This is a genomic window from Sphingopyxis granuli (assembly GCF_001559015.1).
Lineage (GTDB): Bacteria > Pseudomonadota > Alphaproteobacteria > Sphingomonadales > Sphingomonadaceae > Sphingopyxis > Sphingopyxis granuli.
On sequence record NZ_CP012199.1, the window covers coordinates 1,742,595 to 1,768,447 of the forward strand.

General features: G+C 61.6%; 19 protein-coding genes. 14 read left to right on the top strand and 5 right to left on the bottom strand.

Going from position 1 to position 25,853, the window contains the following annotated elements; genetic code table 11:
• Positions 1–52 precede the first annotated feature (52 nt).
• The 4 genes from SGRAN_RS08035 to SGRAN_RS08050 all read left to right on the top strand — a co-directional run bounded on the left by SGRAN_RS08035 (position 53) and on the right by SGRAN_RS08050 (position 7,621).
• Complete coding sequence (locus tag SGRAN_RS08035) at positions 53–1,663, top strand: acyl-CoA synthetase (protein WP_067182399.1); 1,611 nt, start codon at positions 53–55, stop codon at positions 1,661–1,663.
• On the top strand, positions 1,660–3,297 hold the full coding sequence (locus tag SGRAN_RS08040; protein ID WP_067182402.1) for a flavin-containing monooxygenase: 1,638 nt from the start codon (positions 1,660–1,662) through the stop codon (positions 3,295–3,297). The genes SGRAN_RS08035 and SGRAN_RS08040 overlap by 4 nt, the downstream gene beginning before the upstream one ends.
• The gene (locus SGRAN_RS08045) at positions 3,294–4,265 is read left to right on the top strand and encodes an alpha/beta fold hydrolase (protein WP_067182404.1); all 972 of its coding nucleotides are present in this window, start codon (positions 3,294–3,296) and stop codon (positions 4,263–4,265) included. The genes SGRAN_RS08040 and SGRAN_RS08045 overlap by 4 nt, the downstream gene beginning before the upstream one ends.
• A 419-nt stretch (positions 4,266–4,684) precedes the next feature.
• Complete coding sequence (locus SGRAN_RS08050; RefSeq protein WP_067182407.1) at positions 4,685–7,621, top strand: TonB-dependent receptor; 2,937 nt, start codon at positions 4,685–4,687, stop codon at positions 7,619–7,621.
• A 440-nt stretch (positions 7,622–8,061) separates the two neighbouring features.
• Here SGRAN_RS08050 and SGRAN_RS08055 read toward each other — a convergent pair whose 3' ends face one another.
• The 3 genes from SGRAN_RS08055 to SGRAN_RS08065 are packed head-to-tail and all read right to left on the bottom strand — an operon-like array spanning position 8,062 to position 12,271.
• Positions 8,062–9,549 carry an efflux transporter outer membrane subunit gene (locus SGRAN_RS08055; protein ID WP_050599651.1) on the bottom strand — a complete coding sequence of 496 codons (1,488 nt, stop codon included), beginning with the start codon at positions 9,547–9,549 and terminating at the stop codon, positions 8,062–8,064.
• A 37-nt stretch (positions 9,550–9,586) separates the two neighbouring features.
• Positions 9,587–11,140 carry a DHA2 family efflux MFS transporter permease subunit gene (locus SGRAN_RS08060; protein ID WP_050599572.1) on the bottom strand — a complete coding sequence of 518 codons (1,554 nt, stop codon included), beginning with the start codon at positions 11,138–11,140 and terminating at the stop codon, positions 9,587–9,589.
• Between the two features lie 3 nt (positions 11,141–11,143).
• On the bottom strand, positions 11,144–12,271 hold the full coding sequence (locus SGRAN_RS08065) for an HlyD family secretion protein (RefSeq protein ID WP_050599652.1): 1,128 nt from the start codon (positions 12,269–12,271) through the stop codon (positions 11,144–11,146).
• A 177-nt stretch (positions 12,272–12,448) separates the two neighbouring features.
• Here SGRAN_RS08065 and SGRAN_RS23245 point away from each other — a divergent pair, with 177 nt between their 5' ends.
• The 8 genes from SGRAN_RS23245 (at position 12,449) to SGRAN_RS08100 (ending at position 22,356) form a co-directional block, all read left to right on the top strand.
• The gene (locus SGRAN_RS23245) at positions 12,449–12,898 is read left to right on the top strand and encodes a MarR family winged helix-turn-helix transcriptional regulator (protein ID WP_224802040.1); all 450 of its coding nucleotides are present in this window, start codon (positions 12,449–12,451) and stop codon (positions 12,896–12,898) included.
• On the top strand, positions 12,899–13,849 hold the full coding sequence (locus SGRAN_RS21620) for an MlaD family protein (RefSeq protein WP_082737151.1): 951 nt from the start codon (positions 12,899–12,901) through the stop codon (positions 13,847–13,849).
• Between the two features lie 554 nt (positions 13,850–14,403).
• On the top strand, positions 14,404–15,387 hold the full coding sequence (locus SGRAN_RS08075; RefSeq protein ID WP_148650822.1) for a hypothetical protein: 984 nt from the start codon (positions 14,404–14,406) through the stop codon (positions 15,385–15,387).
• Positions 15,388–15,399: 12 nt separating this feature from the next.
• Positions 15,400–16,008, top strand: coding sequence for a hypothetical protein (locus SGRAN_RS08080; protein WP_067182412.1), 609 nt, complete (start codon positions 15,400–15,402; stop codon positions 16,006–16,008).
• 58 nt (positions 16,009–16,066) lie between these two features.
• Complete coding sequence (locus SGRAN_RS08085) at positions 16,067–17,095, top strand: SH3 domain-containing protein (RefSeq protein WP_172709633.1); 1,029 nt, start codon at positions 16,067–16,069, stop codon at positions 17,093–17,095.
• 250 nt (positions 17,096–17,345) lie between these two features.
• Entirely contained in the window at positions 17,346–17,945 is a 600-nt protein-coding gene (locus SGRAN_RS08090; protein ID WP_067182417.1) for a hypothetical protein, read from the top strand.
• A complete protein-coding gene (locus SGRAN_RS08095) occupies positions 17,929–19,017 on the top strand; it encodes a hypothetical protein (protein WP_148650823.1) in 1,089 nt (362 codons plus the stop codon). The genes SGRAN_RS08090 and SGRAN_RS08095 overlap by 17 nt, the downstream gene beginning before the upstream one ends.
• Before the next feature lie 246 nt (positions 19,018–19,263).
• The gene (locus tag SGRAN_RS08100) at positions 19,264–22,356 is read left to right on the top strand and encodes a CHAT domain-containing protein (RefSeq protein WP_067182423.1); all 3,093 of its coding nucleotides are present in this window, start codon (positions 19,264–19,266) and stop codon (positions 22,354–22,356) included.
• Here SGRAN_RS08100 and SGRAN_RS08105 read toward each other — a convergent pair.
• Together SGRAN_RS08105 and SGRAN_RS08110 are read right to left on the bottom strand one after the other, a co-directional pair.
• Positions 22,266–23,615, bottom strand: a complete 1,350-nt coding sequence (locus SGRAN_RS08105) for a sensor histidine kinase (RefSeq protein WP_172709634.1) — start codon at positions 23,613–23,615, stop codon at positions 22,266–22,268. The genes SGRAN_RS08100 and SGRAN_RS08105 overlap by 91 nt on opposite strands.
• Positions 23,612–24,295, bottom strand: coding sequence for a response regulator transcription factor (locus SGRAN_RS08110; RefSeq protein ID WP_067182429.1), 684 nt, complete (start codon positions 24,293–24,295; stop codon positions 23,612–23,614). The genes SGRAN_RS08105 and SGRAN_RS08110 overlap by 4 nt, the downstream gene beginning before the upstream one ends.
• A gap of 77 nt (positions 24,296–24,372) precedes the next feature.
• Between SGRAN_RS08110 and SGRAN_RS08115 the strand changes: the two genes are divergently transcribed.
• Both SGRAN_RS08115 and SGRAN_RS08120 read left to right on the top strand, forming a co-directional pair.
• Positions 24,373–25,026, top strand: coding sequence for a hypothetical protein (locus tag SGRAN_RS08115; RefSeq protein WP_148650824.1), 654 nt, complete (start codon positions 24,373–24,375; stop codon positions 25,024–25,026).
• A 111-nt stretch (positions 25,027–25,137) separates the two neighbouring features.
• Positions 25,138–25,779: a hypothetical protein gene (locus tag SGRAN_RS08120; RefSeq protein WP_148650825.1), complete on the top strand. Its 642-nt coding sequence runs from the start codon at positions 25,138–25,140 to the stop codon at positions 25,777–25,779.
• Positions 25,780–25,853: the final 74 nt, after the last annotated feature.

The window sequence follows — 25,853 nt, forward strand, 5'->3', positions numbered from 1 at the left end:
AGGCGCACGCTACCGACAAAATCGTGGCCACCAAGGAGAGAGGAATTAATACGTGATCGACTGGAACCTTGGCGACATCCTTGATGCAATCGAACCTGCGGTCCCGGAAGATGCTCCGGCGCTGATTAACGGCGACCGGATCATTACCTGGCCCGAAATGTCGAAGCGTTCGAACAATTTGGCGCGCAATCTGCGCGCGCAAGGTGCAGGCGACGGGGCGAAGATAGCCTTCTACATGCGCAACCGTTCCGAATACGGGGAATTGATGGCCGCATGCTTCAAGGGCCGCCTCACGCACGTGAACATCAATTATCGTTACCGTCCCGAGGAGGTTTTCTACATCTTCGACGATTCCGATAGCGAGGTAATTGTTTACAGTTCCGAGTTCCGCGACTGCATTCTTGAACTGAAGGAACGGTTGACCAAGGTTCATACATTTGTAGAAATCGGCGATGCTTCGCAGATCGCTTCCTTCGCGCTTCCTTACGAAAAACTTGTAGAAGGTAACGGCGCGCCTCTCGATATCGAGCGTTCTCCCGATGACCTGCTGTTCATATATACAGGCGGTACCACCGGCATGCCCAAGGGCGTGATGTGGCGACACGATGATATGCGCAAGGCTCAGCTCGACGCGCAAAAGCTGCTGGGTCCGGTTCCCCAGACCATGGAGGAAATGGTGGCCCTGGTGAAGCAGGGCGAGCTTGCACGCATCACTTTGCCGGCGTGCCCGCTGATGCATGGAACCGGGTTCATTACTGCTATCGGCACGCTCATGTCGGGCGGGGCCATCGTCACGCTGTCCGATCCATCCTTCGACGCGGAAGAATTGTGGGATGCGGTGGACCAGCACAAGGTGCAGAGCATCGCCATTGTCGGTGACGCTTTTGCCAAACCCATGCTGCAGGCGCTGGACGCCCACCCGAAGCGCTGGGACACGAGCAGCCTGATTTCGATCATCTCGTCCGGCGTCATGTGGAGTAAACAGGTAAAGGCGGGCCTGTGCAAACATATCCCCCAGGTCATCCTCATGGACAGTTTTGGCGCTTCGGAAGGGCTGGGCTACGGCTTGTCGGTGACGACCGCACAGGGCGGCACCAACACCGCGAAATTCGGGATCGGGGAATTTTGCGACGTATTCGACGAGAACGACCGGAAGGTCGAGGCGGGGAGCGGCGTGCCCGGCTTTATTGCCCGCAAGGGCGCAATCCCCACAGGATACTACAAGGACCCGGAAAAGTCGGCCAAGACTTTCAGGACGATCGATGGCGTGCGTTACTCCATCCCGGGCGACTGGTGCCGGGTGGAATCCGATGGAAGCCTGACCTTGCTGGGCCGCGGCAGCGTCTGCATCAACACCGCAGGTGAAAAGGTTTACCCCGAGGAGGTGGAGGAAGTGCTCAAAACCCATCCCGCCATTGCCGACGCGCTTGTCGTCGGGGTGCCTGACGAAAAATGGGGCGAAGCGGTGACCGCTGTGGTGCATTTGACCCAGGATGCGGACTTCGACGCGCAAGCGATCAAGGATCACGTGCGGGAACAATTGGCAGGCTACAAAACACCCAAGGCGATTTGCCCAACGCAAACCGCCTTGCGCGCGTCAAACGGCAAGGCGGATTATACTACGGCCAAAGAGATCGCGAAAGCGGGTGCCGGGGCCTCGTGAGCCATTTGCCCCCTCCTGACTATGATGTCGTAATCGTCGGGGCCGGGTTCAGCGGAATATACCTGCTTTACAAGCTGCGTCAGGCGGGGTTCGACGTTCTGCTGGTAGACGCAGCGGAGCAGCCGGGGGGAATCTGGTACTGGAACCGCTACCCGGGAGCACGGGTCGATTCCCAGGTTCCACTTTACGAATTTTCCATTGCGGAAGTATGGAAAAGCTGGACGTGGAGCGAACGATTTCCAGGCTGGGAGGAACTGCGCGCCTATTTCCTCCACGTCTGCGATACGCTCGACCTCTGGCCGGCAATGCGAATGAAAACACGGGTCGAAAGCGCGCAGTTCGATGAAGACACCGCCTACTGGCGATTGAAGCTCGACGAAGGCGGGAAAGTAAGCGCGCGTTTCCTTTTGCCGGCCCTGGGGTTCGCCTCGAAACCCTACATTCCCGATATCCCGGGTCTTAGCGATTTCGAAGGCGACTGGTGCCATACCGCCCGCTGGCCGCAGGAAGGCATCGACCTTTCTGGCCGCCGGATCGCCCTGATCGGCACGGGTGCCAGCGGCGTACAGGTGGCGCAGGAGGCGGCAAGCTGCGCGGAGCAGCTGACGCTTTTTCAGCGAACCCCGATTCTCGCCCTTCCCATGCGGCAGGAAAAACTGGACGCTGATCGTCAGCTTCGCGAAAAATCCGAATATCCCGCTGTCTTCCAGAAAAGGCTTACGACAAGTGGCGGTTTCGAATGCCAATCGCTGGACATCTCGGCCCTGGCTGTGACCGAGGAAGAGCGGACTACGCATTTCGAGGATTTGTGGCAGCGAGGAGGGTTGCGCTTCTGGTATCATAATTTCGCTGACATACTGACGAACGAGGACGCCAATCGCCACGCCTACGAGTTCTGGCGTGACAAGGTGCGCGAGCGGATCTGCGACCCGACCATTGCCGAGAAGCTCGCTCCCGATGAGCCGCCACATCCCTTCGGGACCAAGCGACCATCGCTCGAACAGAATTATTACGAGATCTTCGCACAAGACAATGTGACGCTGGTCGATCTGAACGACACCGCGATCACTCGCGTCACCGAGGCCGGGATAGAAACAGCCACTGGCATGATCCCGTGCGATCTCATTGTCTTCGCGACCGGCTTCGATGCCGGTCGTGGCGGGCTCATCGACATGAACATCACCGGCCGCGGTGGGCTGGGGCTGGCAGAAGCATGGAAGAGCGAGATCAAAGCCTATCTAGGCATGGCCGTCGCCCAATTTCCGAACATGCTGTTCGCCTACGGCCCGCTCAGCCCTTCAGGCTTTTCCAACGGTCCGACAAGCGCCGAAATCCAGGGTGACTGGATCTGCGATTTCCTGATCTGGCTGCGCGATAACAGGATCGGCCTTTTCGAAGCCGATGCGCTGGCCGAGCGAAGCTGGACCGATATGGTCGCCCAAGTAGGGTCGATGACGCTCTTCCCCAAGGCTGAATCGTGGTACATGGGCGCCAATATTCCCGGCAAACCCCGACAACTGATCAATTTCCCCAGCGTATCTGGTTACGCCGATCTATGCCACGATGTCGCACGGCACGATTATCGTGGTTTTATCAGGAATACACTATCCGGTATGGAGACTGCGCCGAAATGAATGAAATGAAACCAATCCACGACGGGTCAGCAGATATCGATCCCGTATGGGCCGGCGACGGGGCGGATATACCCGAATGGTTCGCCTGGGCGCTGAGCGTGCCCCGTGAGGAAGGCTTCGTAGAGGTTGGTGGCGCGCGGGTGCATTATCTTCGCTGGGGCAAGCGTGACCGGCCCAAATTGCTCATGACTCACGGTTTTCTCGCCCATGCCCGCTGCTTTGCCTTCATCGCACCGTACCTTGCCGAAGACTACGACGTGGTGGCGTTCGATCTGGCCGGTATGGGCGATAGCGAGATGCGCGGCGTGGCCGATATAGCTGCGCGGGGAAAGGAATTCGTCGAGATCAGCGAAGCGCTCGATTTGTTTGCGGATGGAAGCAGACCGACGATCATCGCCCATAGCTTCGGCTCGGGTGCAGCGCTGACCGCCGTTTCCCAATCGCCGGATGCCTTCGCCGGCGTTATTGTCTGCGATCTCATGGTGATGCGGCCCGAAAAGCTGGAGAAATACTGGACCATGGGCAGATCGAGCCCCGGGTCGGGTAATCCTGACAAACCGGTGCGACGCTACCCCACCTACGAAGCGGCGCGCGAGAGGTATATCCTGTCGCCGCCGCAGGCAGTTGGTGAGCCGTTCCTGATGGATTACATGGCCTATCACTCTCTCCGCCGCGATGGCGAGGAGTGGACATGGAAGTTTTCTCCCGAAGTGTTCCGGCGCAGCAACAAGCCCGACGAATGGCTGACAGTAGGCCAGAGGCTGGTCGATGCGCCCGGGCGCAAAGCGATTGTGTACGGCGAGAAAAGTCAGCTCTTTGATCGCGATTCCGCCCGCTATATCCGGGAACTGGGAGGGGGAAAGATACCAATTGTTGCAGTGCCCGATGCACGCCATCATCTCATGCTGGATCAGCCGCTCGCGTTCGTCGCTGCGCTACGGGCGGTACTGGCCTTTTGGAGCCTCTGAGATCCCCCATACTAAGAGGCTGGTTCCTGGTCAGAGGCCAGCGAGATGGGGGCAAAGGGCGTCCATATTCATCTTGTACTATATCCGAACTATTGTCGCCGTCGGCACGGCGAACGCTTCGTTGGTCTCGATGCCAGCTGGGGCAAAAGCTTTATCGGGAGCAACTCGCTTAGCACGCCAACCATTGCTGATCTTTAGCAAACGTTCACTCCGCGTGCGATCTGGATCGTGGCCCATGGGGTCAAAAGATAAGGCGCTTTACTAATATCACGCGGATGTATATGCCCATGGACGGGGATTGGGCTAATTCTCTCCCTCTCCTCTCCACAGACTAAGGGGCGACCCTCGAGGTCGCCCCATTTTGCAGTAAGCGGCGGAGCCAATTATCGTCGCACTGAAGAGATGGGAAGGGATGCTATATGACACTGAGAGCGATGGTGCTCGCCACTTCGGCCATCTTGGCTTGGCCGCAGATGGCTTTAGCGCAGGATTCCACAACTGATGAGGCGGAACCCCAAGGATCCGTAATCATCGTGACGGCCCAACGCCAATCTCAAAGTCTGCAAGAGGTGCCGATCGCGGTCAGTGCCTTCGATGCTACGGCTCTCGAAAGCCAGCAGATCGAGAACGCTGCTGACCTTCAATTGACGCTCCCGAACGTCTCATTTTCGAAGGGCAACTTCACCGGGTCGTCCTTCACCATCCGTGGTATCGGCGATCTTTGTGTTGGTGTGACGTGTGACGCAGCGACGGCTATCCATATCAATGGTTCCCCTCTTTTTGGTACCCGGCTGTTCGAAACAGAATATTTTGACCTTGAGCGAATTGAGGTCCTACGGGGGCCGCAGGGCACCCTCTTCGGCCGCAACGCTACCTCGGGTGTTGTCAACCTTGTGACAGCCAAGCCTGACCTCGGTTCTTTCGGCGCGGCCGGAGAGTTCGAGTATGGGAATTACAACAGCATCAAGGCCGAAGGGATGGTCAATGTCCCGATCGGCGATTCTATCGGCGTTCGGGTAGCCGGATTCTTTCTGAATCGCGACGGTTACACCACAAACCTTTTCGACAATTCGGATGTCGACGACCGAGACATGTACGCTGTTCGTGGTTCTCTTCGTTTTGAACCCGGTGCCGATACCACTCTCGACTTCATGGCATATTATTTCAGGGAAGATGACACCCGTTTACGTAATCAAAAGCAGGCCTGCCAGCGTGACCCGCTCGGCGTGCTGGGTTGTCTGAACAATCGCCGCGACTTTGACATCACCAATGCCAATTCCACAGTCGGCGCAACGCTCAGTTCGCAAGAGTTCTTCGCTATTCAGGGAATTCCCTCAGTACTGGGATTGGGAAGCCTGTACGGCCCCGATGCATTTGCAGGATTCGATAAGCCCGACGATGTGCGCACGGTAAACACGGCGTATACTCCATTCTATTTTGCCGATGAAGTGCAGCTACAGGCCCGTCTCGAGCAGCGCATCGGAGCTATGACACTGACTGCAACCGGTCTTTATCAGGACACCGAAGTCGATTCCCGGCAGGACTACTTTCTGGGCATTCAGGATCGTACCGGCTTTGCTACGGCCTTGAACGTGTTGTCCGGCTTCGCGGCCAACGGTTTGCCTACCGGCCTCCCCGCACCTGCACCGGCGTTCGTGCCAGGTTCGTCGGCGTATTTTACCCCGATTGTGGAGGCTCTCATCCCCAATGGCCCAGGGGGCTTATTGTGCACCTCCGATAACGATGATGGGAACAGGGGCGCGTTCGAAGGTAATGTATTGTGCGGCGAAACGCCGCTATCCTTCGACAGGTCTTCAGAGCAACGCGAATCCTGGAGCGGCGAAATCCTCCTTTCCAGTGATTTCGACGGAGCATTCAATTTCCTGCTCGGAGGGATCTATGCAAAGTCCAAGACTACCGACAACAGTTACTATGTAAACTCATTCGCGCTTGACTACGCCAGTGCCATTCTGGGATCGTTTGGTACTTTGGCAGGCGGTGCACCGCCATCCTACTTCGCAACATCCATGTACCGCAACAATTCTCTCGAGGCTAATCTTGAGAGCTTCGGTGTGTTCGGGGAGATCTACGTCGACCTGACCGAGCGTCTGACCTTCACCGGAGGTTTGCGGTATAACGACGACAAGAAAGACGTGACTGCGCGCACGACCTTGATTAGCTTCCTCAATCCTTACGCGAATGACGGGGAGCCGTTCGACAGCCCGATCACTCCCTTAACCGGTCCCTCTGGTCTTTTTGATGCCGATCCTGGTACGCCAGGTGAGCAGCTGACGCAATTTAGAGAAGTAGGTTTCGATGAAATAACCGGGCGTGCGGTGCTCGACTACGAAGTTACGCCTGACAATTCGATTTACGCATCTTATGCCAGGGGCTATAAATCCGGGGGTATCAACCCGCCCCTTTCGCCCGTTTTCGATGTGGCTGAAAGCTTCGGATCAGAAACCATCGACGCATTTGAAATCGGATCGAAAAATACCTTTGCGAATGGCGCAGTGCAATTAAACGCTACTGCATTCTACTATAAGTATAGCGGGTTGCAGCTTAGCCGCATCGTCGCCCGTACCTCAGTTAATGATACTATCGATGCCGATATCTGGGGTGTGGAACTAGAGTCCGTTATCCGGCCCGATCCCGATTGGCTTGTCAACTTGACGTTCAGTTATCTCAACGCGGAAGTTGCCGGCGACCAGTTCTTCTCCAATCCGCGCGACCCGGGTGGCGGCGATCCTGATGCCGTCATCATCAAGGATATCAGCAACGGTGCTAATTGTGCCGTAACCGGGCCAGCCCCCGGCGTGGCCGACGCATTCGTCGCCGGAGTGAACGCAGCTCTGGGTCTTCGTGGTCCCGAAGAATTTCCTAATGACGGCAATCTTGCGTCAAGCGGCGCATTCAGCATTTGCGATGTCTTGGCCGGAGCCGTTCCGGCGGGCAGCGGCCTTGCGGTATTAAGCCCTGGCGTAGAGGTCAACTTAAAAGGGAACAAGTTGCCGCAGGCCCCCGAAATGAAGGTTTCGATGGGTGTGCAGTACACCGCCACTTTCGACAATGGCATGACTCTGGTTCCTCGCGTGGACGTAGCGCTGACTGGTGAGCAATACGGCAATATCTTTAACGGCAGGGTCAACCGGATCGAGCCATTCGTGCAAGCCAACGCGATCGTGCAGTTGAACAGTGCGGATGAGCGTTGGTTCGTGCGCGGATTTGTTCAGAACATTTTCGACAGCAGCTCGGTGACAGGATTGTACTTGACCGACGCATCCTCGGGGAATTTTACCAATATCTACACTTTGGATCCTCGTAGATATGGTGTTGCTTTGGGGTTCAGTTTCTAACAGGTCCAGATCGTGTTGGCGGGGAGATCGGTGGTCCTCCCAACGACCCGAAAGGACAGTGCCAGCTAGTTCGTATTTCGACCCATGACTTTATAGCTTTTCCAGAGCGGCGTAATGCTCGATGACCGCCTCGTAAGCCTACCGACGAGGCGGTCATCGAACCGGCCAAATGCGAGCTGCACTCGAAATGCCTGTACGATCGCTCGTTGATGTCGCTACGAGATGCTCGCGGAAAGCTTAAGGCCTTACATAGAAACGACAATGAAGAGTCACCGAATAGTGCAATCGGGATATCCGATGGTGATACTGGCAAACGCACTCTGCGAAAGGCGGAAACATGCTGACCCCTATGATCCAAGATTGGGTCGCAGTGCACGAGGTGCTGACGCGTTAGGAAAAGTTGGAAGGGGCTGCGGGGCAGACTTCTGAGAAAACTTATCCTAACTCTGTTCAGGTTTCATAACTGATTTTCGATCGACCGGAGCTGGCTCAACCGACGTGCGATTGTCGCGAGACAATTCGACCCATCCCAACCCAAGCGACTTCTGGATCGCGATCCAGCCATTTGTCATGGCGGCGATCGCCCGATCGAGATTTGCTCTGGCCTGTTCGCGCTTGCGGATCGAAGTGTCGAGTTCGCCTTGCGAGATTACCCCCGCGGCGCGGCGTTGCTCGTTAAGCTCCGCAGCCGTGTCGGCCTGCCGACTGATCTGCGCCAGCGCGGCTACGTTGGCTCTTTGTTGCCCGAACCGAGCAAGCGATTGTTCGGCGTCGCGTAGTGCGCCCAGGACCACTTCAAGATAGCGCGCTTCGGCCTCGTCGCGCGCACTCTCGGCCTGATCGATCGATGCTGCCGTGCGGCCGGAATCAAGCAGGTTCCACTGCAGCCGCGGCAAAGCGATTGCCGATAAGTTGCCCGGGTCCAGGATGTCGTCGGGCTCCGATCCGCCCAAACCGAGAATCCCCATGAAGGAAATCTTGGGGAAGCGAGCAGCCTCTGCCACGCCAATGCGCGCATTCGCCGCGGCCAGCATGCGTTCGGCGGCTCGAACATCCGGCCGCCGCGCTATTAGCGCTGCGGGATCGCCCACCGCGACCCGTTCGGGGGGAAGCGGAATTTCGGCCTGAGCCGCCAGGAGCCCGTCGAGTGCGCCGGGCGCTTCGCCCGTCAGCACCGCGAGCGTGTCTTTGAATACATCGATGTCCGCTTGAGCTTCCGCGATCTGCGACTTGAGCAGTTCGAGCTCGGCGTTCGCGTTACCGACCGGGAACAGCGCGAGAGCGCCCTGTGTATAGCGCTGATAGGTCAATTCGAGAATTTGCTGCTGCAAGTCGCGCTCTCGCTGGACAAGCTCGAGCCGCCCTTGCGCTTCTCGCAGGCTCACATACGCCCGCGCGATTTCGGCGGCGAGCTGGACTTTCGCATCCTCGGCGTTCGCCACCGAGGCCGCAGCCTGAGCGTTAATGGCCTCGACACGCCGTGCCTGCCCCCCAGCGAAATCGATCTCCCAGTTTGCATTGAGCCCGACGTTGTAGACGCTGAGGCTGTCCTGCTCTTCGGTGTCTGCAGGAGCGCCGGGCGATCCCGGGGGCGGGCCGCTGCCGATATCTAGCCCTGGGATATTCGCCTGGACCGCAGTCGCCTGCGCAGCCACGGCGGGTAGCCGGTTGGCGCGCTCCTGGCGGAGAGAAGCCCTTGCCTGTTCGATGCGAGCGCGCGCCGCGGCCACGCCCGGATTGCCGACCAGCGCGCGCGCCTCCAGTTCATTGAGAACCGGATCGCCGAGCAGCGTCCACCAGTCGCCGGCAATCGGCGCAAACGGATCGATTTCGGGGCCGGCGCGTACGAACGCATTGCCTGCGGCGGTCGCAAGTTGCGGGGGACCGGCATAGTCGGGACCGGACATGCAACCCGCGAGGAGCGCCATGGGAGCGAGGAGGGTTAGGGTCTTGCGCATAGAGTTCTCAGTGCATCGAAAGGGATAAGTTCTTCGGGAGAGGCTTGAGGAACAGTACCAGCGGCACCGTGACCAGGGTAATCGCGCCCATGGCGAAAAAGACATCGTTGTAGGTCATCACGAACGCATCGCGCTGAATGATGCCGGAAAGCATCTCCAGCGCGGCCTGTGGGCTGCCCAGCGACGCCGTCATGCCGTCCAGGTATTCCTGTAGCCGGGGGCTGTTGGCGTTGAGGGTTTCTTCCATGCGTCGACTATGATGCCACAGGCGCTGATCCTGGAACGAGGCAAGCCCCGCGAGCGCGAACGAGCCCCCGAGGTTTCGCGCCGCGTTGAAGATCCCGGAAGCATCGCCGGCATCCTCCTTGGCAACCGAAGCTACCGTCGCCTGGTTGAGGAACATCATCGTGAGGATCATGCCGATGCCACGCAGGAACTGGCTTTCGGTGAACACTCCACCTCCCGATTCCGCTGTCAGATTTATGCTGACGAAACAGCTTAGCGCCATGATGAACATGCCCGCGCCGACCGCAATGCGGATGTGAATCCTGCGGATCATGAACGGGAGAACGGGCATCAACAGGAAAGCCGGAACGCCCATCCAGAAGATCACAAGTCCGGTCTGCAAGGCATTATAATCGGAAATTATCGCGAGAAATTGCGGGATCACGTAGGTCGAGCCATACATGACCATGCCAAGCGCCAGTGCCATCACCACGACGCTGGCAAACTGCCTGCTGAGCATCAGGCGCAATTTGAGCACGGGTTTGCGCGCGTAAAGCTGTCCGTAGGTCAGAAGTGCAAAACCCACGACCGTCATCAGTGTGAGCTGGACGATCAGCGTGGAATCGAACCACTCCTCACGGTGGCCTTCTTCCAGAACGATGGTCAGCCCACCCAACCCAAGGATCATACCAGCTATTCCCGCCCAATCAGCCTCGCGCAGGTAAACCCAGTCGGGCTTTTCATGGGGTAGCCCGATGAATAGTAAAGCAAGGAGCAACGCGCAGACGGGCACGTTGACGAAGAAGGCGTAGTGCCAGCTCAGGTTCTCGGTAAGCCAGCCCCCCACCAACGGGCCCATTACCGGCCCAAGAACCACGGTCATTCCGAAGAGCGCCATGCCAATCGGCTGTTGCGATGGAGGCAGTCGCTTTGCGACGATGGTCATGGCGGTTGGAATAAGCGCGCCGCCCATGAACCCTTGACCGGTGCGACCGATGATCATCGTCGTCAGATCGGTGGCAATGCCGCACAACACCGAAAAGGCCGTGAAGGCAGAAACCGCGACGATGAGCAGCGTGCGAAGGCCGAGCAGTCTTTCCAGCCACGCGCTCAGAGGGATGATGATGATCTCGGCAACAAGGAAGGCTGTCGCGATCCAGGTGCCTTCGGTTCCGGTCGCGCCGATTTCCCCCTGGATCGTCGGCAGCGCCGAATTGACGATCGAGATGTCAAGCGTTGCCAGCATCGCCCCCAGCGCACCGGCGGCTACGGCGATCCAGGCCGTAGCATCGGCCTTTTCGACCGGCGGCGAAACCGCTGCAGCGGCGCCTGCCATCGGTCAGTCTCCGGCCGCGTTGCGGATCGAATCGAGTTGGTCTCTAGCGGCGCGCGTATCGACACTCGCGACAACAGACATGCCCGGCACCAGCAGACGCAGGATCTCGGGCGAAGCCTGAATGGATATGCGCACCGGGACGCGCTGAACGATCTTGGTGAAATTACCCGTCGCGTTCTGTGGCGGAAGGATTGAGAATTCTGCCCCGGTACCCGGCGCGATGCTCTGCACTCTTCCTGATAGCTCGAGGTCCGGCAGCGCGTCGATTTCCAAGGTGACGGGTTGCCCCGGGCGGACAAGTCCGAGCTGCGTTTCCTTGAAATTTGCTGTCACGTAGAGGCGGTCGGTCGGTACGAGGCTCATAAGGCGTTGGCCAGGCTGGACAAATTGTCCAGGTCGGACCGTGAGGTCACCCACCCGCCCGGAAATACTGGCCTGGAGCGTGGTCGATGACAGGTTCAGACGGGCGGCCTCGAGTTGCGCACGAGCGGCGTTGGCTTGCGAATTGGCCTGGTCTATCTGCTCGCTAAGCGTGTTCTGTCGGCGCTGTGCCGCCGTGAGCGCGGCGCGCGCTGCCGCGACTTGAGCCTGCGCTTCTCTGGCCTGGGCCTCCAGCTGATCGAGCCTCTCGCGCGGCTCCGCTCCCGAAGCGGCAAGGGGGCGGTACCGGACAACCTGCTCAGCAGCGAGACCAGCCTGTGCAGATGCCGCTGCGAGCTGTGCACGGGCCTGGGCAATTGCCGCGTCCTGCTCTTGTTGCTGGGCGCGTACCGTATCTGCTCCGGCGAGCGACGCGGCGATCTGGGCTTCGACCTGGTTCGTTTGGGCACGATAATCTCGCACGTCCAGCTGGACAAGCGCATCGCCCGACGCGACCGTTTGATTCTCCGTCACTAATACGCGCTCGACGTAGCCCGCAATTTTGGGGGAGATGATGACGCTGTCGGCGGCAATATAAGCGTTGTCGGTGGACTGCTGGAATCTGCCGTACGTCTGATGATTGTAATACCAGTAGCTCCCGGCGAGCAGGACCAGAATGCCGGCGATCAGCAGACCCAGCCGGACCCGCGGACTGGACAACCCCGTCGGACGTGCGCCTTCATCGCTAGCCCCTGCTGTCTCGTCCGCCATGATTATTTCGCTCCTCGCCATCGTTTGAGCCGCTGCGCGAGCGATATAGCGGCCAAAACAAAATGCGAAAGTCCTTTACTATTTTTCTCCGATCGATAGGAATGTCTCATGCCAGAAGATGAGGGCACTCTCGCACTCGACAATGTCATCACCCACGATGATCGAGCGATCTTCATGATGGACCAGATCAGCCGCGCCGCGCGCAAGGCATTCGATGACCGAGCACAGCCGCTGAGCCTCAATCGTACGCAGTGGCGTGTGTTGGCGCAGTTGATCAGAGCTCCTGCCCTGAACCAGACGGACATCGCCAGGAGACTTGAAATCACATCCTCCAGCAGCGGCCTGGAAGACATGACGCCTTCGCGCTTGAGTGACCGGACGCGGCTTGCGCAAGTCATAGCAATATTCGGTCGCCACGGGCGGGGCGGCATCACGCCCGTGTTGGGACTAGGCCGATCTCAAAACCAAAACACATTCGACGCGCCCGGATGCCCCGCTCGTGGCGATTGCGCCAGGGGACGAACCTCGGTCATGTTCTATAGCGGACAACCGAATGGAGCATGCGGGACGCGAACTTTCATTGCACCGGCCCTCTGCCGGACGAACAAACCGCTGGCGGCGTGCTAGATGGAAACTAACGCAAACTTCTCCCTAGTGGCGTGGATCGTTGGCATTCTGATGCTTACGACCATCGCTTTCGCGATGTGGCTAATCGATCCCAGACCAAATCAGGAAACATATCAGATCAAGTTTGATCGCTCCGTGGAAGGCCTTCAGTCGGGATCGACTGTAACACTATCGGGAGTCCCTGTGGGACAGGTAACATCGGTCCGTCTGGCGGAAAATGAACCGGAAAACGTGGTCGTTGTTCTGACTCTCGATCCTTCTGCGGCGAAAGTCCACGGCCTTGAAGCGACAATCAGCACGGATCTGATAACTGGAGAGGCTGCGCTCGTGCTCGAGGGCCGACGGGGTCGTCAGGGCATTTACACCGACAAGTCAGGAAAAAAGATCATTCCCGCCGCGGACGAAACCGGACTATTGGGGAGGGATGCGACCGCCACTGTAGAGACCGTGGCAAATAGCATTCGCGCTCTGAACGAAGGACTGGAGCCAGAAAAGCAACGGGTGATCACCTCCGATCTTGTCCGGCTTCGAGTCACGACGGCCGCACTCGCATCGGACGCCGAAGGTTGGGACGAACGATTGGCCTCAACAAAAGGAAGATTGTTAGACTTAGGGCACAGGGTTGGTGGATGGGGAAATAATCTTCGAGATGCAGATCGGCGGATCTCAGGGCGGAGCGCTTCTGCTATCGCGCAACGACGCCTTCGCCAATTCAGGGAGGGCGTGCAGAACGCTGAAAACAAACTTTCCCAGATAAGGAGTGGCATTCCGGCGGTCGAAGATTCTTTGGTTGAAGGTGAAACGGACCTTCGCGAGCTTAGTCGCGAACTTGCTCCTCTCAGTGAAAAAATCGAAGATATTCAGGTTGAGGGAATTACATCAAATCCTCCCCTCCCAGACTATCGGCCAAAAAGAAGAGAAGCTGGAACGAATATCGATGATTTAAAGTAAACCGAACGGATGACTGCTTCCGGGCAGAGCGCGCAGCCCGTAGAATAGCGGAGATTGGAGCGCAAAGCGGATAACGACCTACTCCGCGGTCAAGTTTGAAATTGAAATTCCGAGTCCTAAAAAAGGCATCGAACCAATACATTAGAGGGATTTTGCGGGCCTTTTGCGGGCTTTTCAGCTTGACCGAAATATCTAAACATCAGAAATTAAACGGAAAAGAAGTTCGAATGTGATGCCTCTTCTGGCACCACTTTCTGTCCATCACCAGCCGATGACGGCACCGATAGATCGTCAAGCGACATCCAGACCCGGATAATCCGTCCGATGTTTTCACATGCGGCGATGCCACTCTTTGCGAGTGCAAAATCTTGTGACCGTCTGAATCAAAGCTTGCAACGCAAGAAATGAATCCTCCCCGTGTCGGGGTTCTCCGCGCCATCAAGGTTTTTCCCTTTCGGAACTGACAAATGGTGTCAGCCATCCGGATTTTCGTGGGAGCCGCGCCCTGAATGCCTAATCGAAGCCGAACGAGGCAATGGCATCGGGAGGGAAGCGTGCGCGGTCGGATTTTGGGCTTTCAGGAAGAGGCGGGCGTCATTCAGGGTGACGATGACGCGCGCTATTCGTTTACGCGGACCGATTGGCGCGACGCCGGCGACCCGCAGCGGGGTACGCTCGTCGATTTCGTGGTCGAGGATGGCGGCGCGCGCGAAATCTATATCGCGCTCGGGTCGAAAGCACCCGGCGCGGGGACGTTGAAGCCGGCGCCCAACCTCAGCGACGCATCCGCGATCAGCGAGGAGATCGTGGACAAGTTTCGCGCCGCATCGACCCGCGACGACGCGATCGGCGACCTGCTCGGCCGGTTGAAGCTCGCGCCGCAGATGCTGCTCGCGGCGCTCATCCTGTTCGCGGCCTTTTCCATGACCTTCATGTCGACGGGGTTCAATTATGAAAACGGGCGCATCCACAAGGATCTGAGATATCTGGCGGCAGGCGGGGACCATACCCTGCTGGACGTGCCGTCGGCCGCCGGCGACAACCAGGCCGGGGTCGAAACGACCCGGGCGAGCATCGCGAAGGAGCTCGATCAGCAGGGCGTAACGGTCGCCGGCGAGTTCGGCGATTCACCGGAGGTCGCCCAACTGCAGCGCGCCGTGGGGAAGGTTAACGCCGCGATGGACAAGTTCGACAATATCATGACCCTGTCCAAGCTCGTCTGGCTGGTTCCGCTCCTCGCTCTCCTGACGATCGCCGCCGGCTGGATGCGCAATGCCATGGTGAAACCGCTCGGAACGGCGTTGGGCGTTGTCAGCTGCGCGTCCACCTTCATCCCCTATCTGTGGGAAAAGCAGACCATCGCGCTACTCGAAGCGGCGATGACGATGACGATGGTGCGGGACGACGTCAATTTCTCCGCCCTGAAGCGCGCGATCGAAAAGTCGATCGCCTTGCAGGGCGGCGGTTGGCTGATCCTCCTGCTCGGTGCCGGCTGCATCTATCTCGGCGTGGCGAAGCGCCGTGCTGCGGCCGACTGAGGGAGGCGGCGCGTGATCGATCGCAAGAATATCGCGGTCCTCGCCGCCTGCCTGCTGGCTCTCGGCGGGGGCTATTGGTGGCTGGAGGGCGGCTCGATCCAGATCCCCGGGTTTGGGGACGATCGGAAAGCCGCCGTCGCCTCCGCGGGAACCGACGCCGCGCCGGCGGTGCCCGCCAGCGCCGGCGAGGCGGATGCGCTTTACCAGAAGGCCATCCTCGCCTGCCTCCTCGCGGCGTCCTATGGCGCGGAGCGCGGTGCCCGCATCGATCAGGTCGAAACGCTGACCAGGGATATCGGGTCCGATCCGTCGGCGCTGTCGAGCGAGGAGCGTCGCGATTTCGATGCGCTGATGGCGCAGCTTCCCGAACACCGGCGCGAGCGCGACGCGAGCTACGCCCTCTATTTCAGCGGGATCGAAGCGCTCGCCGCGGCAAAGGCCGAACAGACGGCTGCGGCCTTCGATGCGATCAGCGCCGAACTGGACCGGGCGGGGCTGCAGCGTCTGACGCGCTACGTCCCGGCCATTCGCCGGCATATCGACAATCAGCGTAGCCAGCCGCGCGACGCGGCCCGCGATCAGCGGTGGATCGAGGAGTTGAAAGATGCCGTCCGGAACTGAACGCCATATCCTTTCCCGTTCTCGCCGCCGGGCGGTTTGGCGGCATATGATAAGCGCCGTGACATTTGGCGCGCTGGTCGCGGCGGCGCCGACACCGGCCTTCGCCAAATCGACGCGCTTTACCGACAATTGCCTCGAAGCGCGTCAGCCGTTCAGTCGCATCAAGAATTTTCAGGGGAACCGGATCGCCGGCGGAGCGCTGATCGGCGCCGGGCTTGGCGCGCTGGTCGGCGTGCTGGGCAATTCGGGCAAGCAGAACAAGTCGAGCGTTCTGCCCACCGTGCTGGCCGGTGCGGCCGCCGGCGGGGCGGCGGGCTATCTGGGCTCGATTTCGCAGGATCAGCGCAACAAGGATGAATTGCGCGCGGCGATCGACGCGGACTTCGACCCGGTGATGAATCAATATTCCGCGCTTCCGGGGCAGCTGGAGGCATTGGGCCAATGCCGCAGGACCCAGATCGAGACGGTGGAAAGAGAGGCCGGTGCCGCGACGCTGTCGAGAAAGGAAGCCGAAAAGCGGCTGGCCAGTATCGAGAAGTGGATCGCCGAGGATGATCGGGTGATTGCCAAGGCTTCGGGCATTCAGGGAAAGACCGTCACGACCTTTGCGCAGGCCAATGCGGTTGCCGATGGTGCCGATCCGACGCTGGCCCAACAGGATGGCTGGGCCAGCCGCTATTATGGCATCGACGACGATGCTCCGGTGGAAACGGCCGAGGCTGCGGCCGTAACGCGCTATATCCGCGCTTCCAGCGGCGCTCGCCTTCGCGATGCTCCATCGACCGGCGGAAGGATCATCGAAACGGTCGCGAACGGGGCGGCGGTCGATGCGCTCGGCGACGGGGGCGACGGATGGATGTTCGTGCGCACCGCATCGGGCATGAGCGGATATATCCACGGCGGATTGCTCGGCGCCAGCGCGATGCCGGTCGCGGTTGCGGCGAAGCCCGTGGCGGCGTCGCCCGGGCGCGCGCGCGTCGATCGGGCGGTAAAGGCCCAGCGCAGCTTCGCGGCGACGCAGGAGCGGGAAAAGAAGGCGACGACGGCGCGGCTGGCGGCGGCGAGGTCGCTGCTCGCGGGGGCCTGACGTGTGGCCCGGTCCGGATGTGGCGGAGGCGCAATTGACGACCCTTCGTCGCTCCAGTCTCTCGATCGGCACAAGCGATCCGGTCGCGAGAGATGGCGCAAACATCCTGTTGAGATGTGCCGGTGCGGCTTTGGAAATTTCTTGAATCGCCGCCGGGACTTCGAAGGCGGATTGCAACCGGCGGAATAGTTCGAGGGAGGCTTCCACAGCCGCTGCATCGGCAGATCGGCGGGTGCGCAAGGAGACGGAAATGGCGATTGCAAAGGTGAAATCAGCGGACGAGATTACCTATTTTACCAAAAGCGGAACGGTGCTCGACGGTCAAAATTCATCGACGACGCGCGTCTATGGTGGGGGCGGCCAGAACAATTCTCCGGTGCATATCTCGTCCAGCACCACACAGCATCTGCACCTGTTCGTGCGCCAGGACGACGGCAAGGAGTTTGACACGACCTTCGACAATATCGGCGTGGCTGTTCGCGCCGGGCATCGCGTGTCGGTAATATTCGCGATGCCGAAGAACGATGATGGGGGGTACTCCACCGGGCTCGTCGTTCATGACACCGGCAGAACTTCGATTTGTAGGGCGACCGCCAATTCCCTGGTCAAGCGTTTCAATGAATGGCTGGGTTTGGCGATGGGCATATTCCTGCCGTTCGTCATCGCAGCCATTTTTGGTGATTGGAGCGATTGGGGGTACTTCTGGCTGTTCGGTGTTTTGCTCGTCAGCGGCTATCTTTTCTCCAGAAAGCTTCACAGCAATTCGGTGCGCGACGCCATCGTCGATGGCGTGCAAGTCGAAATGAACAAGGCGATCGAGCAGGAAAAAGCCCGTGCAAAAGCGGCGTGAACCGACCAGGGGCGGTATCGCTCGCCTGTCGGTTTTTTCCCTGGTTTCTGTGACCGCGGTTGCCATCGCCGGTTGCGGCTCGGAATCCAGTGCCGATGCGGCGGCAGGCATGTCGACCCGGCAACAGGCAGCGGAGCAAAGCGCGGAAACCGAAAGCGGCGCAACCGCAGTCGCGGCAAATTCCGTGCTCCCCGCTGCCGCACTTTCGGCATGGGAAGGCCATGCCCGCGGCGAGTGTCGCGACATGGGGGTGCGTTTCAGCGCCGTGCGCTTTGCTCCGATCCAATCCGTCGATCTCAAGCAGGAATCTGCCGCGAACGAGGGCGCTTTCATCGTCGCGGAATTCAACGGCGACGGACGGCCCGATTTTATTGTCACCACACAGAATTGGGGGTGCGCGGAGGAGGCGGATCATGGCAAAATGGGACCGCCTTACGACTTCATCATCTCGACCGCCGCAGGCTATCAGGTCGCCTATGGATTTAACGGCGATATCGGTCCCGAGGACGTCAAGCGCCGGGGCAAGCGCGATGTCGTCGAATATCGCCGCGGCTGGAACGGCAATTGCGGCTATATCGAAACCGCGGTGTGGGGCTGGAACGGCACTCAAATGGACGTGATCGAGCGACGCGACGACAAGGGGAAGCTTGTCGATAAGGAAGGTTGCGCCGTCGGCACGCAAGCAGCGGCCCGACCGGCGAGCTTCCCGCCGATCCCGAAAGGCTATTACGCCGTCGGCACGACCTGTGCGCGGGCAGCCAGCGCGCAAGCTGCCAGCGATGGGCCAGACAGCCTGGCTCACTTCGATGAAAGCGCGCTGACATGGTTCGATGGCGGGCCGCAGATACGGGGCTTTGAATCGCTCGGGAACAACCGCTTTCGGGTTCATGCCCGTTCGTACGGCAACGGTGATGACACCAAAGGGACAAGCACGAATTTTATAATTCGCGTCACCGGCGCATCCGGCTTTGTCGCGGAAGCGGGGTCGACTCTCTTCGACGAGCAGGTAAGTTTTATGCATTGCCCCACCGACACGGTACCCAAGGGGGTTCGCGATTGGTTTGAAGGCTAGCGGCGATCGCCCGGGAAGGGCGGCGCGCGCCGATTCATCGTCCCAGGCGGGTGTTGCGGCCTTTCCCGCAACGGCGTCTGCCGTTCGCATGTCCACTCGCGCGGCATCGTCAAGGCCAACTTGAGCCACGAAAATCCGGGTGCTACGGTTGCAGAGATCGCAAGCGATTGGTGTAAAAAATCGCTCGATTTTTGCGCAAGCCCTTGCATCAAAGGGGCTTTGCGCAAAAGCGGGGCAGGGGTGGCAATGACGGTATGCGGGGGATCGCCGAAGGGCGGATGCACGGGGTCGGCCTTTGCCGTCTTGCCCGCGCTGCTGGGAATCGCGAGCATCGCCTGGACGACACCAGCGGGCGCCGCGCAGGCGGAAGCGGTGACGGTCGCGCCCAGCGCCGCTTATGCGGCCGCCTATGAGGCTGGTGACTTTCGCACCTCGACGCGGCTCGCCAAGGCGGAACTCGATGCGTGCCGGGCGCGTGCCGATCTGCCGCCCCGGTCATGCTACCAGCTTTGGAACGAGCTGCTCGACAGCGGTCTGTATGCGCAGGACGATGGGCTGGTCGAAGCGGAAGGCCTGGCTTTCCTCGCGGCCGCGGAAGCCACGGACGGACCGGACAGCGAAGCTGTCGCGTCGGCGTCCGGCCTTCTGGCATCGCTGTACCTGCGCCGCGGCCGATATGAAGAGGCGGCGGTGCTTCGCGCCCGGGATATCGCGATCACGCGCAAGCTGTTCGGGTCCGACCACCCCGACCTGGCCGTCAGCCTGGGAAACGAGGGGGTGCTGCTGGATTATATGGGCCGCTACAAGGAGGCGGAGGATCGCTATCGCCAGGCCATCGCCATAGCCGAAAAGGGAGGGGAGGAGAGTGCGCCGCTGTTGGCCGCCCAGTTCAACAATCTGGCCCGCAATCTCGACAATCAGGGCCGGCTCGAGGAATCCGCCGCGCTCTCCGCCCGGGTCATCGAGCTTCAGTCGCGCCTCTATCCCGCCACGCATCCCGTGCGGGCGACGACGCTCCACAATCGCGCCATCGTGCTGCGTCAGCTCAACCGTTTCGACGAAGCGGAAACGCTGTCGCGCGAATCCTATGCCATCTATCTCGAACGGCTGGGTCCCGACAGCCGCGACACGCGCAGGGCCGAACTGGGTCTGGCCAAGACGCTTGCGACGCTTGGGCGTCCCCGGGCGGCCGAGCAATTGTTCCTCAACAACATGCGCTATGCCCGCGAACTGGCGCCGGCACGCGAGCAACCCTTCACGCTCGTCGCCTACGCCGATTTTCTGGTGAGCGAGGCGCGGCCCGACGAGGCGATCCCGCTGCTGCGCGAGGCGCTGTCGATCCTCGACGCGAGCAGCCGGGAATCGGGCGCCGATCCCGCGCTCATCGCCAAGACCCGGCTGACGATGGCCGAAACGCTGCAGGCGGCCGACCGATTGGAAGAGGCCGAGGTCGAAGCGCGGCAGGCGCTCGCCGGGTTCGTCACCACAAATGCGCTTCTGCACCTCGACATCCAGGCGGGGCTGGCTTCCATTCTGGCCCAGCGCGACAAGAGGGCCGAGGCGATCGGCCTCTATCGCGCAGTCCTGCCCGAATATGAGAAGCTGCTTCCGGCCGCGCATTGTCAGACGCTGAACCTGCGCGCCGGGCTCGCGAAGCTGCTGGCGCGCGACCCCGCAACGCTGCGCGAAGCACTGACATTGCTGGAAGAGGCCGCCGCGGAATCGCTGACGCGCGAGACGATCGACAGCTTCGGTTCGGCGGACGGGCTGGGCCCGGGCAAGGGTCTGTGCAATATCGCCGAAACCGAGATCGACGTCGTGGCGGCGATGCTCGATGCCGGGCAGATGAGCGAAGGCGAGGCCGCGTTGCGCAGCTTCGCCGCGGCACAGCGCGCGCACCGCAGCGCCGCGATCCGCGCGCGCGATCTCGTGCAGGCGACCATCAGCGCGGGGGACGACAGGCTGGCGGGCCTCGAACGCGAGCGTTTCCTGCTCGCGCGGCAGATCGTGAAGGACGAGCGCTATCTGATCCGGGCACTTCGCGACAACCCCGACGGCAAGGAGCATCGCTATACCGCCAACAGCGTCGCCGAGGCCCGTCTCCGCTTCGATACGCTGAGCCACCGGATTCGCGCGGACTACCCGGACTACGAAGTCGCGCTGCGGCCGATCCCGCTGGACGTCGGCGTGCTCCGGCAGGGCATGCAGCGTGATGAAGCGCTGCTCCTGACGCTGCCGACGGTTCGCGCCAACCATATGTGGCTTGTCACGCCGCGCGGTATCTGGTGGCGCAGGGCGGGATTGTCGATGGTACAGTTCGGCGGCGCGATCGCCTCGCTCAATGCGTCGCTGCAACCCGCGCCGGGCGAAATCGTGCGCGGTCAAATGGACGCGCGGGCAACGACGCTACGTGCCTTCGACCGCGACGCCGCCGACAGGCTGGGAGAGGATCTGTTCGGTCCTTTCGGCGAGCAACTCGCCGAAGTCCGAAGTCTGCGCGTGGTCCAGTCCGGTCCGCTGGCTCATCTGCCGCTATCGCTGTTGCGCTGGAACGGCGACTGGATCGTCGACCGTTTTCGGATCACGCGCCTGCCATCGGTGGCGAGCATCGCCGCCGGCAGCGGACCGGGACTGGCGGCAGGAGGAATCGTGGCCCTCGGTGCCGTGGACTCCGCGGAACCGTCGTTGCCGCCGCTCGCCGGCGCGGAACGCCAACTCGACGATCTGGCGCGCATATTCGGAGCGACGGCGACGGTGCGCAAGGGCGAAGCGGCCACGAAAGGCTGGCTGGCCACGGCGCCGGAGGTCGCATCGGCCGCCGTCATCATTTTCGCGACGCACAGCACTCGCCTGCCCGGCCCGGTTGTCGAACCGGCGCTGCAACTGGCCCCCGAAACGGGGGCGGCGGCGAACGACGGGCTATTGTCGCTGACCGACATCGGCAGCCTGCGCCTCGATCATCCGCTGGTCGTGCTGACCGCCTGCGATACGGCGACCGCGATGCCGGGGGACGCCGACCCCCTCAGCAGCTTCGCCCGGGCCTTCTTCCTGGCGCGCGCGCGCAACCTGCTGGTGAGTCACTGGCCGCTCGACGATGCCGCTGCCTATGTCCAGATGCGCGAATTCTTTTCGCAGGTCGGCGCCGATCCGAGGATCGACCTGGCCGACGCGCTGCGCAAGTCGGCGATCGCATTGCGCGACGATCCCTCCGGCCGCTGGCGCCATCCCCGTTATTGGGCGGCGCTTTCCTATGTTGCCGGCGGCCCCGGAGTTCCCGCGGATTCGGGGGCGAAACGCACCGCGACCGTCAGTCCGCCGCCCTCGCGATCGGCAAAGTGAACCTGCGCATCATGGCGTTCGGCGATACGCAGCACCAGCGCGAGGCCAAGGCCGGTCCCCGCGACATCCTGCGTGGCCTGGCCCCGCGCAAGCAGCATCCCCGGCGTTTCCGGGAAGTTGGCGAGGCCTTGCCCCTTGTCGGATATTTCCAGCAACGCGCCGTCGGCATCGGCGCGGACGCGCAGGCGAAGCGAACTTCCCGGCGGTGAATATTTGAGGGCGTTATCGACCAGATTCGCCATGAGCCGTTCGATCAGCGCCCGTTCCCCCATGATGAAAGCGGGGTGCAGGCTCCGCTCCAGTTCGATCTCCTTGCTTTCGGCGACCTCGCCGAAGAGTTCGGCGATCTCGGAGGCGACCTCGTGCAGCGGGATGCGTTCGACCTTCAGGTCGCGAATGCGCATCCCGGTAATGAACAGGACGCCGTCGATCATCTGCAGAAGGTCGTCGATCGTCGCGCGCGCCAGCAAAGAGGCCTGGGCCGGATCGTCCGACCGTGCCTGAATCGCCGTCGCCGCCCTTGCCACCGGACCGCGCAATTCATGCGCGATCTGTTCGGCGATCAGCTCGTGGTGCCGCAGCTTCTCGCGCAGCAGGTCGAGCAGGGCGTTGACGCGCGCCGACACCCGGCCCAGCGGGTCGCGGCGCCGGTCTTCGATCCGAACGGAACGGCGGCCCTGGCTGAAAGCCGTGAGCGTCGCTTCGATCGCCGCAATTCGCTTCTCGGCCGTGCGGATTGAAAGGAAGGCGAAGATCAGCCCGCCCGCCAGAATGATGACGGTAAAGCCCCCGACGACCTGGATCGTCCGATCGCGCAGCGCGGCGAAACCCTCGATCCGGCGCCCGGTGAAAAGCAGGAAGTGATCGTCGAGCAGCATGACCCGGCCGATCAGGACCGGCGACTCGCCGGCGGCGACGATCGGCTTTCCGGTGGGAACGCGCGGGATGCTCCGGGGCCAATGCTCCATGTTGCCGGCCAGCGTCGCGCCATTTTCAGGATCGACCAGCAAATAGGCCAAACCGCCGGAGGCGCCGCGGGCGCCCCGGTCTTCCAGCACTTCGATCGCGGTGACGACCCCGTCGACGTCGGTCAGTCGCGTCAGCGCCGCGACATCGGCGTTCACTTCGTTTTCCGCGCTGCGCATCATCTGGTCGCGGGTGGTGAGGAGGAAAAGCGCCGCGGCACCCGGCAGGATCGCGAGCAGCGCCAACAGCAGCAAGGCGCGTCGCCATGACCAGCGGGACAGTTGTTCGATCACCCGAGCGCCAGCCTGTAACCGACCCCGGGCACCGTTGCCACGACCTCGAAACCGGTGACTTCCCTTATGTCCTTGCGCAACCGCGATACCCCCGCCTGGATCGGCTGGGCCTGGGTGTCGAGGTTCCTCCATTTGGCCCACACCCGCTGCCACAACGCGTCCTGCGTGACGATGTCGCCGTCCGCCTCGACCAGCATCAGCAGGATGTCGAAGCCTTGCCCCCTCAGGTTGATGCGGCGGTCGAACCAGTGCGCGCACCGAAACTGGCGGCTCAGGTGCAGGGGTCCCGCGTGAACCATGTCGGCGTCGGCCACCGCCATGCGCCGCCGGATCGCGCGAATCCGCGCGCATAGTTCGTCGCCGTCGAAGGGCTTGGCCAGATAGTCGTCCGCGCCTTCGTCCAGTGCGGCGGCGGCGCTGTGCTGCCGGGCGAACTGGGTCAGCATCAGGATCGGTTCGGGCGATTTCTGGCGGCGAAGCTGCGACAGCACGTCCGCCCCCGTCATCGGGGAATTTGCGATGTGCATGTCGAGGATCACGGCATCGAACGCGGCGCGGCCGAGGCCGGCGAGCAGGTCCTCGCCGGTACGAAAGAAGCTGCCTTGCCAGCCGGCGGCGTCGAGTGTCCGGCGAATGCGATCAATCCAGTAGCTTTCATCTTCGAGTATCGCGATATGCATAGGCTGCGCTTTCCCCCCGGATCGTTTCATACTAGGCTAATCCATCTATGGATGCATTTGACGAATCCCGTCAGGAAATGAAGTGGCGCCGGTCCGCGCGCCGATCCGCGATGGTCTTCGCCGGGCTGGTCGCCGGGGCTCTCGCGACCGGGTTCGCGGGGGCGGAGGAGGCGGCGCCCAGCGCCGTCGAGTGGCTGGCGAGGGCCGATGTCGCGCGCGAACAGGCCTATTCCACGTCCGATCCGCAGCAGCGCGCCGAAGCGCTGGTCTCGTCCGCCGAGATGCTGAGCTGGGCGAAAGGACAGGTTTTCCTGCCCGGTGGCGGTGTCGCGCCGATCGATTATGAAAGGCGGCTGGCCGAAGCGCGGCAGGCGGCCGAGAAGGCGGGCGACAGCCGCGACGATCTGCTCGACCGGCTGGCCAGGCTTCCGGGCATCGACCGCGGACGCGAAGGGGGGCGGCAGAAAGTGATCCGGTCGCCCGGCGATCCGGCCTCCGTCAACATCCGCTTCGAAGGCGGCGCGCCCGCGATCGTCTATGCCCGTACGCAATTTCCGGTCCCGCTCCGCCTGCGCGTTCGCGACGAGGCCGGCAATATCCTCTGCAACGAGGAGCGCGCGCGCGGACGCGTTCTGTGCCGCTGGCGTCCGCTCAGCCCGCAGAGCGTTGTCGTCGATACCATCGCGCCCGACGGCGGCAGCGCTGGAGCGATCAGCATCTTCACCAACTGAACCCACGCCGCCTGACAGATTTTGTCACGTGCGCCGAGGCGCCTTTCCATTGCATCGTGCCGCCGATGAAAGCCGGCGTCGGTCGGCCGGTCCGGACAGGGAGGCACCGCAATGGGGGTGGAGGACAATGGAGGATTGCGGGGCGAAAAGGACAGGGGTGGCGGGTCCAGCCTGTTCGTACTGGCCGCCTGTGCCTTGCTGCTGGGCGGGGGCTGGTATTGGCTGGAGGGAGGTTCGGACCCAGCCGAACCGGTCGCCGCGCCCGCAGCCCCCGAAGCGAGCCCGGATCAGGACGCCCAGCCGGCGATGACGGGCGAGGCCGAAGGCGAAGGCATGCCGGCAGGCGCCTCTTCCGGCAGCGCCTTGTTCGGCGGGCTGGGCGGAACGGACGTCGCCGACAATCCAGCCGAGACCGCGCCGATGCCGTCACCGTCGCCATCCTTGCCGCCGCCGCCTTCGGGCGCCGCGCCGCTGTTCCGCCAGGCGATGGTCGGAAGCTGGTCGCGGGAGAATAAATCCTGCGAAGCCGTGTCGACGATGATCCTCGGCGACGACGGCACCTTCGTCATGGGGAGCGAGGCGGCGGGCGACTGGAAGCTGATGGGCAACCGGCTGATCCTGCAAGCCCGGTCGACCAGGAAATCCGAAGGGGACCTGGTCGTGCTCGAGGTGGAACCATTGGGTAACGGTCGTATCCGCGCGAAAGGCCCCGACGGCACCATCTCGGTGCTGATGAAATGCCCTGATTTCTAGGGTTCGGGGGCGTCGGCAGCACCGGCGGCGACAAGGATCCGATATGGCAATGGAGCCGCTCGAAAACCCTGGCC